This is a genomic window from Xanthomonas sp. LMG 12459 (genome assembly GCF_009192905.1).
Classification (GTDB): domain Bacteria; phylum Pseudomonadota; class Gammaproteobacteria; order Xanthomonadales; family Xanthomonadaceae; genus Xanthomonas_A; species Xanthomonas_A sontii.
Genome location: NZ_NSGT01000091.1, coordinates 21,597 through 34,597, shown reverse-complemented (window position 1 = coordinate 34,597; position 13,001 = coordinate 21,597). Strand labels below are relative to the sequence as shown.

Here is a 13,001-nt window from a genome sequence, read left to right as displayed (position 1 = left end):
GGGTCCGGCGGAGGCAGCGGCGCCACTCATGCCACCAAGGCGCGGCGGCGCAGCAGTCACGGCCGGACCGTCACCAATGCCGACTGCCGGGCCGCAGCAGGTGGTGCCGCCGTCCGGCCGCGGTCACTCGGCCGGGGTCACAACGCCGCGACAGAGATCGTCTGCTGCAGCACGTGCTGGGCGCCCGGGGCCAGTTCGATCACCTCGGGTCCGGCGTTGGCCGCTTCCAGGCACACGAACTGGCGCCAGTGCGGGCCGACGTCGGCCATCTTCTGTGCGCCGGCCTCGCCCGGGTTCCAGGCCACCAGCGTGCGGCTGCCGGTGGTGGCGATCTCGATGCGGCGCTGCAGGCCCGGGTCCAGCAGGGTGTAGCGGCCGCCGGCGCCGGTGTAGATGCGGTCGCTGCGGCCGGGGTCGCGCGGATCCTGCAGGCTCCAGTCGCCGTGCTGGCGATGCGGTGTGGCGTAGTTCTCGAACTTGTCCAGGTAGTCCAGGCCGTCCAGGCCCTGCACCCGCACCTGGGTGGCGTCGGCGACACGGAAGTAGTTGTGCAGGGCCTGGGTGAAGCGGGCGGGCGCGGTGCCGACGTTGTCGGTGACCAGGCGCTGCTCCAGGGTGGCGCCGATGCGCAACTGCATGCGCAGGCGCAGCGGCAGGTCGTCGAAGTCGGGCGGCGCCAGGGTCAGGACCAGCGTGCCGTCGGCCTCGCGCCGCGCGTCCTTCAGTTGCCAGGGTACGGTGCGCACGAAGCCGTGCGCGGGCACGGCGTCGCTCTGGCCCTGGCGGCCGAAGTACGGCCAGCACACCGGGGTGCCGCCGCGGATCGGGGTCGGCGTGGGCTGCGCGTCCGGCGACAGCCACAGCGCGTCGGTGCCGCCCTTGGGCACGAACGACAGCACCTGGCCGCCGAACAGGCTGATCGCGGCGGTGGACTGCGGGGTCTCCACCAGCAGCGAGTGATAGCCGTGGAAATCGCCTGTGCTCAGGCCGGGGACGTCGGACATGGGGTGGATGCTCCGTGGCGCGGGGGAGTGGGCGAAGGCTGGGTAAGCGGCCGGCAGCCGGAATGCGGTGGGCGGGGTGCCGCCGAACTGCGTCTTTGTAGGTGTAGGTGTAGGTGTAGGTGCCGGTGCGGGTGCGGGCGCTGGCGCTGGCGACGATGCCGGTGCAGGCGATTGCGGCGGCGTGGCCGGTGTCGGCGCGGGTGTCGCAGGCGCGCTGCCGGCCTCGCGGCGCAGCGCATCGAGGATGCGTTGCCCGGCGCGACCGTCGGCCGGCTGCAGGCCCAGGCGTTGCTGCTCGGCCTGGATCGCACGGCGGGTGGCGGTGCCGATGGTGCCGTCGGCCTGGCCGATGGCGTGGCCGCGCGCCAGCAGCAGGGTCTGCAATTCGCGCCGCTCGGGGCGGCCCAGGCCCGGATCGTCGGTCGGCCAGGCCGCGACCAGCCCGGGCTTGCCGCGCAGCCGGTCGGACAGCAGCGCGATCGCCAGCGCATAGCTTTCGGCGGCGTTGTAGGCGTAGATCGCGTCGTAGTTGCGGAACACCAGGAACGCCGGGCCGTGCACGCCGGCCGGGATCAGCACCGCTGCTGGGGTCTGCGCGGCCAGTGCAGGCAGCGCGCTGCCGTCGGCGGCGATGAGGCCGCGCGCGCGCCAGTCCGACAACGGCCGGCGCTGGGTGCGCCCGGCCAGCGCCGGGTCGAAGCCCGCCGGCAGCTTCACCTCCAGCCCCCACGGCTGGCCGCTCTGCCAGCCGGCGAGCTTGAGATAGTTGGCGGTGGAGGCCAGCGCATCGGGAATGCTGGCGACCAGGTCGCGGCGGCCGTCGCCATCACCGTCCACGGCGACGCGGGCGTAGGTGCTGGGCATGAACTGGGTATGGCCGAAGGCGCCGGCCCAGGACCCGGTCAGGCCCTCGGGGCGCAGGTCGCCGGCCTGCAGCAGCTTCAGCAGCGCGAACAGCTCGCTGCGGAAGAACGGCTGGCGGCGGCCTTCGCAGGACAGGGTCAGCAGCGACACCAGCAGCGGGCGCTTGCCGGAGATGCGGCCGTAGTCGCTCTCCACGCCCCACACCGCGACCACCGTCTCCGGGTCGACACCGTACTGCTGCGCCACCTGCGCGAGCAGGTCGCGATGCGCGGCGAGCATGGCGCGACCATCGTCGATGCGCTGGCTGTCGACCAGGCCGGCCAGGTAGTCCCAGATCGGCGTGGTGAACTCGGGCTGGGCGTCGAGCAGCGGCAGCACGCTCGGGTCCGGCTGCAGACCGGCGGTGAAGCGATCGAACGACGCCTCGGCGACACCCGCCTTGGCCGCGGCCGGGCGCAGGCCGGCCACGCAGCTGGCGAAGGCCGGATCGGGCGTGGACGGCGCCGCCGCGGGCGGGGTCTGCGCGAGCGCGCACGGGGCCGCCAGCAGCAGGATCCAGGCCAAACGCATCATCGCAACATCCTCGCCGACGGCAGGGCCGACATCATAAACAACCGCCGCGTGTGCGCTCCGCTCACGCGACGCGGGCGGCAGGCACGCGACCGGCAGCGCGTTCCGAGCGTGGCCTGGTTGGCGGATCGCGCGGCACGATGCCGCGGCCGCGACACGCATGGCGTTCGGGCCGCTGCGGCATTCCGTTCGAAGCGCAAGAGGGCCAACGCTTGCCCCGCCAACGAACGGCGGCGCGACGCGCGACGCTCAGTCCAGCGCGTCGAGGTAGTACCAGCGCCCATCCTCGCGCACGAAGCGGCTGTGCTCGGTCATGCGCACGGCGCTGCCGCCGCCGATGCGATAGCGCGCCAGGAAGGCGACCTCGGCGCTGTCGGCGCCGGTCTGCAGCACGCGCTGCACGGTGAGGCCGAGCCACGCCGTGCGCGGATCGATCTCCACCTGCGGCGGGCAGGTCGACGGATGCCAGCTCGCGCGCAGGTAATCGGCGTCCTGGCGCACGTAGGCGCTGTAGCGGGAGCGCATCAAGGATTCGGCATCCGGCGCAGGGGTGCCGGCGTGGTACGGCCCGCAGCACTGCGCGTACTCGCGCGGACGGCCGCAGGGGCAGGGATCGGCAAGGCGCGGGGCGGACGGAGACATGTGCCGATTGTGCCGGCTGCGGCGACACGGCGCACGCTGCGCACGCGTCGCGGCCGGTGGCGGCTATGCTTGCGGCCCCTTGCGCGGAGCGCCGGCGTGCTCGAGTCGATCCCCACCGAACTGCCCTGGCTGCTGTGCATCGCCTTCGTCGCCGGGCTGGTGGACGCGGCGGTGGGCGGCGGCGGCCTGATCCAGTTGCCCGGGCTGTTCGCGACCTTGCCGCAACAGGCGCCCGCCGTGATCCTCGGCACCAACAAGTTCAGTTCCATGGCCGGCACCGGCACCGCCGCCTGGCGCTATGCGCGCCACGTGCGCCTGCCGTGGCGGCCGGTGCTGTATGCGACCGCCGCCGCGTTCGTGTTCGCCTTCCTCGGCGCCACGGCGGTGAGCCTGCTGCCGAAACAGGCGGTGCGCCCGCTGATCCTGGTGCTGCTGATCGCGATGCTGGGCTACACGCTGGTCAAGAAGGACTTCGGCGCGCTGCACCGGCCGCGCCACATCGGCCGCCGCGAACTGGCCATCGCGCTGGCGATCGGCGCGGCGATCGGCTTCTACGACGGCTTCTTCGGCCCGGGCACCGGCAGCTTCCTGATCTTCCTGTTCATCCGCTTCTTCGGCCTGGATTTCCTGCGCGCCTCGGCCGCCTCGAAAGTGGTGAACCTGGCCACCAACCTGGCCGCGCTGTGCTTCTTCGTGCCCAGCGGCAAGATCCTGCTGGCCGCGGCGGTGCCGATGGCCGTGGCCAACGTGGCCGGCGCGGTGACCGGCACCCGGCTGGCGCTGCGCGGCGGCACGCCGCTGATCCGGCAGTTGTTCCTGGTGCTGGTGGTGGTGCTGATCGGCAAGATGGGCTGGGATCTGCTGCACTGAGCGTAGTGCGCGGCACCGTGTGGTTGCCGCGTGCCATCCCTCCCAACGATGGTGCAGCGCGCGGCCGATCGGCACGCGCGACCGCAAGTGCCGCTCAGTGGCCGCGGCGCTTGCCGCTCGCAGGCGGCGTCTTGGCTGCTGCAGCCTTGGCCGGCTTCGCAGGTTTGCTGCCTGTGCCTGCTTTCACCGGCTTCGCCGACGCCGACCGCGCGGCTGGCCGCGTTGCCGCGGACGCAGCTGCCGCAGCCGCGGTGGACGTGCGTGGCGCCTTCGCCGAGCTGGCCTTGGCCGAGGACGGCGCGGCACGCGTGCCGGCGCGTTTGCCCGGCGCCGCTGGCGACGCCTTGCGCAGGGTCGACTTGGCGCCATTGCCGCGGCCATCGCGCGCCTTGGCGGAGGCACGCGCCGGCATGGCAACGGTGTCTGCCACAGTCGCTGCGCCGGGCTCGGCGATGGTGGCCGCTGCGTCCGCGGGCGGCGGCGGCAGATCGGGGCCAACCTGGCCCACCGCCGCCCCGGATTCCACCGCAGGCGTCGCCGCCTCGTTGCGGCTGCGCTCGGGCAGCTTCAGCCGATGCGCCTGCTCGTCGTATTCGATCAGCAGCACGCCGGAGTTGTGGCGGCCGCTGATCTCGACGAAGCAGGCGCCGCCGATGAACGGCTCCAGCGTCATCACCGACTTCAGCGGCGTGGCCACCACCATCTGGAAACCGAAGTTCTCGAAGATGTTCATCGCCAGCGCGGTGAACTCGTTGTCGGCCTTGTCGAAGGCCTCGTCCAGCACCACTGCGGCATAGCGCGGCAGTTCGCCGTCTTCGCCGCCGAGCTGGTAGCGCAGCGCCGCGGCCAGGCAGGTGGTGGCCAGCTTCTGGCGCTGGCCGCCGGACTTGCCGGCGCCGCTGCGATAGATCTCCACCTGCGCGCGGCTGTCGGCATCCAGTTCCACGCCGACGAATTCCACGTGCTGGCGCACATCCAGCACCTGCTCGCGCCAGCGCCGCAGCTCCGGCTCCTGCGCGCCGAGCCGCTGCACCAGCCCGCGCAGCATGGCGAACTGCGCCTCGGCCAGGGCACGATCCTCGGTCTGCTGATGGCCGAGCACGGCGCGCAACTGCTGCTGGAACTCCTGCACCTCGAGCAGGCGCCGGTCGCTGACTTCGATGGTCAGCAGGGTGCCGCGGTTGAACGGCACCTGCTCCAGGCTGGCGTTGACCTCGTCCATGCGCTGCTTGATCGCCTTGTGCGCTTCGGCGGTGTAGCGCTGCAGGGCCAGCAGATTGTTCTTGCTCTGGGTCTGCAGCAGGTCGAAGAAGCGCCCTTCGTGGCGCGGCAGGCCGTCGCTCTCCAGGCGCTGCAGGCGCGCCAGGAAGTCGTCGGCGCTGGCCAGGCTGACGGTGAAGTCGCCGCTGTCCTCCGGCCACTGCTGGCAGTAGCGGCGGAAGCAGTCCAGCACCTGCTGGCTCAGCCGCGCGTCCTGCGCCTGGCTCTGCGCCAGCTGTTCGCCGAGCCCGCGCTCGACGCTGCGCAGATGCGCTTCCAGGTTGTCCAGGCTCAGCGGCGGCAGCGCGGCCAGGCGCGCGTCCAGCCCTGCGACCTGCGCCGGGCCGATCACCGCGGTGGCCACGCGTGCGGCGCAGGTCTCGCGCTGCGCTTCCAGGCGCGCGCGCTCGCGGCTCACCTGCGCGCGCTCCAGGCGCACGTCCTCGTAGGTGCGGCGCGCCTGGTCGCGGCGCGCGCGGACGGTGGCGATCTGCTCGCCCAGCGCGCGCAGCGCGGTGTCGCCCTCGCGCAACTGCAGCAACTGCTCGGCGATGTCGCTCAGGCGCTGCAGCTTGGGCGCCACGTCGATCTCGTCCCACTCGCGCTCGGCCAGGGTGTGCGCGGCCAGTTGCCGGCCCTGGTCCTGTTCGCGCTGCTTGCGCAGGGCGGCGACGTCGGCGTCGCAGGCGGCGATGCGCTGCGCCAGGGTCTGCCCCTCGCGCTCGAAGACCTTGAGCTTGTCGCGGTTGTCGTAGCCGAGCAGCCAGCGCTTGCGGTCGCCGACCGCGTGGCGGTCGTCCTTCTCGTAGCGGTCGCCCGGATGCTTGACCTGGCCCTCGCGGGTGATCGCACGCTCGGCATCGCGCAATTGCGCCACGGTATCGACGCAGGTGTAGTCGAAACGCCGCGCCAGTTCCTGGCGCAGCCACGGCGCATAGGCATGGTCGCGCAGTTCCAGCTTGCGCAGCAGCGACTTGGCATCAGGCTCGCGCTGCTGCAGCGGCGCGTTGTGGCGCACGCGGAAGTACACCAGACGGGTGCCGAGCTGGGTCTTGTTGACCCAGTCGGCGACGCTGGAGTAGTGGCGCTCGTCGACCAGCAGCGACTGCGCGAAGCCATGCAGCACGCGCTCGATCGCGCCGCGCCAGGCGGCCTGGTCGGCGTCCACCTGCACCAGCTCGCCGACGAACGGCAGGGCGGCTTCGGACAGGCCGGTCTCGGCGCACAGCCGCGCGCGCAGCGCCTGCATCGGCGCAGGAATGCTCGAGGGCGCCTTCAGCAGCGCCTCGATCTCGGTGCGGATGACCGCGAAGCGGCGTTCGTCCTCGCGGCGCTCGGCCATGCGCTCGGCGATCGCCTCGTCCAGGCTGCTGGCCTCGCCGGCGACGCCGTCGCGCAGCGCGCGCGCCTGCGCCACCTGCTCGGCAAAGCCGCTGGCGCTGCCGGCCAGGCCCATGCCGAGCTGGCGGCAGGCCTGTTCGACCTGACTGCGGCGGCGCATGCGCTCGTCGCGCTCGCGCTCGACGCGGCCGCGTTCGCGCTCCAGCGCCTCGACCTGTTCGCCGCCCTGCGCGCGCTGCTGGGTCTCCAGCTCGGCCAGGGTCTGTTCGTGGTTGTCCAGCGCTTCGCGGCGCTGCCCTTCCTCGCCGGCCAGGCCGCGGTCCTGGGTGTCCAGTTCCTGCAGGCGTGCATCGAGCAGGGCCAGGCGGCGCTGCTCGCGGTAGCCGTCGATGCCCAGCTGCAGTTCGCGCAGCTCGCCGACGCTGTGGCGCAGCGCCAGCAGTTCGGCGTGGTAGTCGCGCGCCGGGGTCAGGGTTTCCACCTGGCGCCGCGCGGTCACCACCGCGTGGTGGGCGCCGTCGAGTTCGGCGAAGTCCTCGACCAGGCGGTCGGCGGCCTCGAAGGTGCGCGGCTCGTCGAGCATGAAGCTGCGCAGGAAGGCGTTGAGATCGCCCAAGTTCTTCGCCGACTGGGTCTTGTGCAGCAGCCGCAGCGCCATCTCGTTGCCGATGCCGAGCAGGTGGCGGAAACGCTCGGCGTAGCCGGCGAAGCTGTCAAAGTGGTGCACGTCCTCGCCCAGGCGCAGCTTGAGCCGGCGCAGGTCCAGGTCGAAGCCGTCCAGTTCGGCGGCCACGTCGAAGCCGCGCGGCACCACCATGTAGTGCTTGCGCACGTCGGCCGCGGCGGTGCCGCTGCCGGCGATCCAGAACAGCCGCACCAGGCTCACCGCCTGACCCTGCGCGTTGCGGTACTCCAGCGCCAGCGCAGACCAGGTCGCGCCCTTGCGCAGGTACTGGGTGGCGATCTCGCCGGAGGCGCTGTCCTGCTGGTCGGCCCAGGCGCCGCGCACGTAGGACACCAGGCTGCGGTCGCGACCGCTGCGCTCGGCCTCGCGCGCGGCGGCGTTGAAATCGACGATGCTCGGCGGGGTCAGCAGCGCCGACATCGCATCGAGCAGGGTCGACTTGCCCGAACCGGAGCGACCGACGAACAGGAAGCCCTTCTCGGCGATCGGCACGTCGGTCAGGCCGTTGAAGGTGCCCCAGTTGTGCACCTGCAGGCGGCGCATGCGGTACTGCTGCGCGCGCTGCTCGGCCAGGGTCTCGGCGAACAGGGACGGGGCGACGGGGACGGTGGACGATTCGGACAGGGACGTCATCGGGAACTCATCGGAAAACGGGGACGGCCGCCACGGCGGCCGGCGCACGGTGCAAAGCAGGCGCTAGGCGTGCGCGACGTGCGGGCGCGGGCCGGTCACGGCGCCGCCTCGGCCGCGCCCTCGCGCAGGCCGCGATAGGCCGCCGACAGCGCCTGCACGTCCTCGGCCGAGAACAGCAGCTTCAGCGCCGGCGAGACTTCGTAGCGGTCCTCGCTGCCGCGCAGCTTGGACAGCATGTGGTTGTCGCGCATCTTGGCGATCGCCGCCAGCACCCGCCGGGCGAAGCCGGCGCGGTCGGTGGACACGTTCTTCTCGTACACCGACAGCACTTCCAGCAGCTGCGCCTCGTCGACCACCGCGCGCTCGCCACGGGTGTCGGCCTCGGCCAGTTGCTGGCGCAGGAACAGCAGCAGCACCGACTCGATGAAGGTCAGCGGCGCGGTGCGCAGCAACGCCGGGGTCTCCAGCTCGCCGGTATCAGCCTGGCGCGCGAACGCCACGCCGCCATCGCGGTCCAGCACCAGTTCCAGGAACAGCTCGCTCAGCACGCGGCGGACCGCGGCCTCGTGGCGCAGCAATGCCTGCCACAGCGGGCCGTGCCGGTAGGCATCGACGCTGGGGCCGGACAGCAACTGGCACAGCGCGCGCCGCGCCTCCAGCGGCAGGCTGCCGCTGTCGCCGGCGAACAGCGCGGTGCCGCCATCGGCCGCAGCGGACGTGGCGGCGGCCGCGGCGACATCGCCGGCATCGGCGTCGTGGACATGGAATTCGTCAGACCAGCTCATTGCGTTTTTCCTTGGTGAACCACACCAGCGGGATGCGCGCGCGCCGGACCTGGCCGTCGCCGCCCTCCCATTGCACCGCTTCCCATTCGCCGTCGACCACGACGCCATGGCGGGTGCCCAGCGCCAGGTAGCCGATCACGCTGCCCAGGCCCTGCGCCGCCGGGCGCTGCCGCAGCGCCTCGCCGATGCTCAGTTGCGGCTGGTGGCCGAGCAGGTCGTGCAGGTCGTTGCGCAGGCCGCGCAGGTCGATCTCCGACTGCGCCACCAGGTCGCCGACGCTGTCCAGCGAGATCGTCGCCGCCTCGGCCGCCTGCACCCGCCCGTCCACCAGCTGGCTGCGCGGGTCGTGCAGGCGCCACTGCGATGGCGAGCGCAGCCGCGCGCTGCTCAGCGGCAGCACGTAGCCGGTGGCCGCGGTGGCATGCAGCTGGTCGCGCAACTGCAGCGCCTCGCCCTGAGCCTGCTTCAGCAGCTGGTTGAGCCGGCGCTGTTCCAGGTAGCCGCGGCTCTGCACGAACCCGCGCAGGCTACGCGCGAAATGCTGCATCACCTCGTGCACCTGGCCGCCGCGTTCGAGCAGGGTGCCGGTGAGCCCGCGCAGGAAGGCGCGTTCGTGGCGGTCCAGGCGGCGGGCGAAGCCGCGCGCCAGCAGCGCCTCCAGCGCCGCATCCAGCTGCACGCTCTGCTCGGCGTCGTTGAGCAGGCTCCAGAACGCCTGGAAACTGCGCCCGGCCTCGCTCTCGCCGATCACGTCGATGCCGGCGAACAGCTTCTCCAGCACGTCGCCGCGCGCGCCCTCGTCGTCGATGATGCGCTCGCGGAACTCGCGGTTGAGCCGCTCGAAATCGTCGCGGACCCGGCGGAAATCCTCGGTCAGGTCGTCGGACAGGCGGATGATGTCGCGGGTACGTTCGAGCGCGCGCTTGCCGTCCAGCGCGGCCAGCTTGCCGGCGGCCACGCGTTCGATTTCCGCGTCCAGGCGCTCGCGCTCGGCGCGCAGCGCGGCCAGGCGCGCGTCCGGATCGGTCTCGGTCTGCCCGGCCAGTTGCACCAGCTGCTGGATCACCAGCGACAGCCGGCTCTCGGTGGCCACGCTGGCGCTGTCGCGCACGCCGGCGATGAAGCGGATGGCCTGCGCCGCCTGCCGCGACAGTTCGTATTCTTCCTGCGCGTCGCCTTCGGGCAGGCGCCGCTCCAGCCAGCCCTGCGCCAGCCAGTGCGCCACGTAGGCCTGCGCGGTGCGCGGCAGTTCGCGCGACAGCTCGTCGTCCTTCAGCGCATCGAGCTGGCGCTGCAGGCGCTCGTGCAGCACATCGGCCGGCAACCGCCGCTGGGCGTCGCCAAGCAGGGTCTGCAGCAGGCCGATCAGCTCGGGGGCATGGTCGGCGGCAAGCAGCTTCCACAACGGCTGTTCGCGCAACTGGCGATAGCCGGCGATCCGGACATGCGGCTTCATGCAGGAACCGACCGCCACCGCATCCGCAGACTCAGCGCACGCGCTCGATGAAGCGCAGGAACTCGGCGCGGGTGCGCGCGTCCTCGCGGAAGGTGCCGAGCATCTTCGAGGTGACCATGCTGACGCCGCGCTTGTGGATGCCGCGGGTGGTCATGCACTCGTGCGCGCCTTCCACCACCACGCCCACGCCCAGCGGCTGCAGCACGTCCTGGATGCACTGGGCGATCTGCGCGGTCATCTTCTCCTGCACCTGGAAGCGCCGCGCATAGGCCTCGACCACGCGCGCCAGCTTGCTGATGCCCACCACCTTGCCGCGCGGCAGGTAGCCGACGTGGACCTTGCCGATGATCGGCGCCATGTGGTGTTCGCAGTGGCTTTCGTACTCGATGTCGCGCAGCACGATCAGCTCGTCGTAGCCGGCCACTTCCTCGAAGGTGCGCAGCAGGTACTCGCGCGGGTCGGCGCGGTAGCCGCTGAACCAGTCGCCATAGGCCTCGGCCACGCGCCGCGGGGTGTCCAGCAGGCCCTCGCGGGTCGGGTCTTCGCCGGCCCAGCGCAGCAGGGTGCGCACCGCGTCTTCGGCCTGCGCCTGGGTCACCGGGGGAGTGGAGCTGTTGTCGGAATCGGCCATGGGGGGAACGCCCGTAAGGGGGCTGCATGGTACCCGAGTCGCCTGGCAGCCGCCGCATGCGCGGCCTCCGCGCGGCGGGGCGACCCGGCCGATACCGGGTGCGCCGTTCAGCGTCCGCCTGCTCCGCGCGCGGGCGGCGCGTGCGCCGCCGGGGCCGCCACCGCGCCGGTCAGCGCCGGCGCGCGTGCATCTCGCCTTCGTGGTCCAGCCAGTTGCTGCCCTTGTTGGTCAGGAAGAACACGTACACCAGCAGCGACACCGCGATCACCGCCGTGGCGTACCAGACGAAGGTGGTGACGTGGCCGGTCTTCAGCGAGGCCTGGTACAGCAGCGGCGCGGTGCCGCCGAAGGCCGAATTGGCCAGCGCATAGCCCAGGCCCACGCCCAGCGCGCGGATGTGGGTGGGGAACAGCTCGGCCTTCACCACCGCGTTGATCGAGGTGTAGCCAGTGAGGATGACGAAGCCCGCGGTGAGGATCGCGAACGCGCTCAGCCAGTCGCTCTGCCTGGGCAGCTCCAGCACCAGGAACCAGGTGTAGAGCACGCCGCCGATGCCGAAGAACACCAGCAGGGTCTTGCGCCCGATCAGGTCCGACAGCCAGCCGCCGATCGGCTGCATCAGCATCAGCACGATCAGCGCGGCCAGGTTGATGATGGTGCCGGCCATGACGTCGTCGCCGGCGAAGGCGGTCTGGATCATCTTCGGCCCGGTCACCGAGTAGGTGTAGAACGCCACGGTGCCGCCGGCGGTGATCAGGAAGCACAGCAGCAGCGGGCGCCACTGGTGCACGAACAGCTCGCGCAGCGAGCCGGAGGACCTGTCCTTGCCCTGCTTGGCCGCGGCGATGGACTCGGAGGTCAGCGACTCGTCCATCGTGCGCCGCAGCCAGAACACCACCAGCGCGCCGATGCCGCCCAGGCCGAAGGCCACGCGCCAGCCCCATTCGGAAATCTGGCCCTTGTCGAAGAAGTGCAGCATCCCGAACAGCACCGCCTGCGCCAGCACGTGGCCGCCGACCAGGGTGACGTAGTGGAAGGAGGACAGGAAGCCGCGCCGCCCGGGAATCGCCGCCTCCGACATGTAAGTGGCGCTGGTGCCGTACTCGCCGCCGGTGGCGAAACCCTGCAGCAGGCGCGCCAGCAGCAGCACCACCGCCGCAGCGCCACCGATGCTGGCGACGGTGGGCGTCACCGCGATCAGGAACGAGCAGGCGGCCATCACCGACACCGACACCGTCAGCGCCAGGCGGCGGCCGTAGCGGTCGGCGAAGCGGCCGAAGTACCACGCGCCGATCGGGCGCATCAGAAAGGTCACCGCGAAGATCGCCCACACGTACAAGGTGGCGTTCTTGTCCTCCTTGGAGAAGAACTGCGACTCGAAGTAGGTAGCGAATACCGAGTAAACGTAGACGTCGTACCACTCCACCAGGTTGCCGGCCGAGCCCTTGAGCGTGTTGGACACCGAGCGGCGCAGGCTGCCCGGTGCGGCGGCGGCGGACGAAGAGGTGGATGCACTCATGCGGTGGACCTCATGGATGGACGTCACGGAGTATAGGCAGGCGCTTGCGAGGATCCTGTCGCGACGGCGGCCACGCCAGGCGTGCGCGCCATGACCTCATTGCGCCTGCGGCGCGGCGAAGGCCTTGCTGTACATGCCCGAGCGATCGAAGCAGCAGACCCGGCGCTTGCCCGCGGCGAGCATGTCGCAAGTGCTGGCGATGCGCTTGACCCGCGTCTGCGCCTGCTTGCCCGCGCCGATCCAGAAGATCCAGTCGCGCCGCGCCACCGTGGTCAGCGTGTCCCAGGCCGCACGCGCAGGCGGATGCGCGACCAGCGCGCGCGCCAGGTCGTCGGGCAGCACGGGTTCCGGTTCCACCGCCGCCGGCGCGATCTCCAGGGTCGCCGTGGTGCCGACCTCGACCGCCGCGGCCGCCCGCAACGCCTCCTCGACCTGCAGCCAGTGGCCGCCTTGCCCATCGGGTTGCAGCGTGGCCTGAAACGGATGCCCGGCGAACCGGCCCTCCACGCTGGCCAGGCCACGCGTGGGCAGCGCGGCGCTGGCCGCCGCAGGCAGCAGCAGGAAACACCAGGACGCGTCCGGCGGCGTGGCTGGACGCAGCAGTGTCGCCTGGAAGCGGATCGGGTCGGCGGCGCCGGTCATGCCCGGACCTTAGCACCGGCCACGCGCGGTGCCATGCTGCACCTGCGCGCGGCGGCGGCGCGACGCGCTCCTGGTCTTGTCGCTCGCCAGGCGCTACGC

8 protein-coding genes and 1 pseudogene are annotated in these 13,001 nt (G+C 71.9%); 1 reads left to right on the top strand and 8 read right to left on the bottom strand.

Annotation, left to right across the window (positions count from 1 at the left end; all coding sequences use genetic code 11):
• Positions 1 to 137: 137 nt before the first annotated feature.
• Both CEK65_RS18065 and CEK65_RS18060 read right to left on the bottom strand, forming a co-directional pair.
• A complete protein-coding gene (locus CEK65_RS18065; protein ID WP_226980636.1) occupies positions 138 to 2,441 on the bottom strand; it encodes a lytic murein transglycosylase in 2,304 nt (767 codons plus the stop codon).
• A gap of 246 nt (positions 2,442 to 2,687) precedes the next feature.
• Positions 2,688 to 3,080 (bottom strand): YchJ family metal-binding protein, encoded by a 393-nt coding sequence (locus CEK65_RS18060; protein ID WP_081613356.1) that lies wholly within the window; start codon positions 3,078 to 3,080, stop codon positions 2,688 to 2,690.
• 96 nt (positions 3,081 to 3,176) lie between these two features.
• Here CEK65_RS18060 and CEK65_RS18055 point away from each other — a divergent pair, with 96 nt between their 5' ends.
• The gene (locus tag CEK65_RS18055; protein WP_017912277.1) at positions 3,177 to 3,950 is read left to right on the top strand and encodes a TSUP family transporter; all 774 of its coding nucleotides are present in this window, start codon (positions 3,177 to 3,179) and stop codon (positions 3,948 to 3,950) included.
• A gap of 25 nt (positions 3,951 to 3,975) precedes the next feature.
• Here the strand turns inward: CEK65_RS18055 and CEK65_RS18050 are convergent.
• From CEK65_RS18050 to CEK65_RS18025, 6 genes and pseudogenes are all read right to left on the bottom strand, one after another.
• Positions 3,976 to 7,869 (bottom strand): annotated as a pseudogene (locus CEK65_RS18050) (SbcC/MukB-like Walker B domain-containing protein); the annotation flags it as partial.
• 95 nt (positions 7,870 to 7,964) lie between these two features.
• Positions 7,965 to 8,654, bottom strand: a complete 690-nt coding sequence (locus tag CEK65_RS18045; protein WP_152182573.1) for a DUF4194 domain-containing protein — start codon at positions 8,652 to 8,654, stop codon at positions 7,965 to 7,967.
• Complete coding sequence (locus CEK65_RS18040) at positions 8,641 to 10,110, bottom strand: DUF3375 domain-containing protein (RefSeq protein WP_152182572.1); 1,470 nt, start codon at positions 10,108 to 10,110, stop codon at positions 8,641 to 8,643. The genes CEK65_RS18045 and CEK65_RS18040 overlap by 14 nt, the downstream gene beginning before the upstream one ends.
• A 31-nt stretch (positions 10,111 to 10,141) precedes the next feature.
• The gene (folE, locus tag CEK65_RS18035; RefSeq protein ID WP_017909619.1) at positions 10,142 to 10,741 is read right to left on the bottom strand and encodes a GTP cyclohydrolase I FolE; all 600 of its coding nucleotides are present in this window, start codon (positions 10,739 to 10,741) and stop codon (positions 10,142 to 10,144) included.
• Positions 10,742 to 10,910: 169 nt separating this feature from the next.
• The gene (locus CEK65_RS18030; protein ID WP_152182571.1) at positions 10,911 to 12,260 is read right to left on the bottom strand and encodes an MFS transporter; all 1,350 of its coding nucleotides are present in this window, start codon (positions 12,258 to 12,260) and stop codon (positions 10,911 to 10,913) included.
• Positions 12,261 to 12,356: 96 nt separating this feature from the next.
• Complete coding sequence (locus CEK65_RS18025) at positions 12,357 to 12,902, bottom strand: YdeI/OmpD-associated family protein (protein ID WP_152182570.1); 546 nt, start codon at positions 12,900 to 12,902, stop codon at positions 12,357 to 12,359.
• Positions 12,903 to 13,001 lie beyond the last annotated feature (99 nt).

Coding starts and splice junctions, on each gene's coding strand:
- CEK65_RS18030 (WP_152182571.1), bottom strand. CDS start 12,260: ATGAGTGCATCCACCTCTTCGTCCGCCGCCGCCGCACCGGGCAGCCTG.
- CEK65_RS18040 (WP_152182572.1), bottom strand. CDS start 10,110: ATGAAGCCGCATGTCCGGATCGCCGGCTATCGCCAGTTGCGCGAACAG.
- CEK65_RS18060 (WP_081613356.1), bottom strand. CDS start 3,080: ATGTCTCCGTCCGCCCCGCGCCTTGCCGATCCCTGCCCCTGCGGCCGT.
- CEK65_RS18045 (WP_152182573.1), bottom strand. CDS start 8,654: ATGAGCTGGTCTGACGAATTCCATGTCCACGACGCCGATGCCGGCGAT.
- folE (WP_017909619.1), bottom strand. CDS start 10,741: ATGGCCGATTCCGACAACAGCTCCACTCCCCCGGTGACCCAGGCGCAG.
- CEK65_RS18065 (WP_226980636.1), bottom strand. CDS start 2,441: ATGATGCGTTTGGCCTGGATCCTGCTGCTGGCGGCCCCGTGCGCGCTC.
- CEK65_RS18025 (WP_152182570.1), bottom strand. CDS start 12,902: ATGACCGGCGCCGCCGACCCGATCCGCTTCCAGGCGACACTGCTGCGT.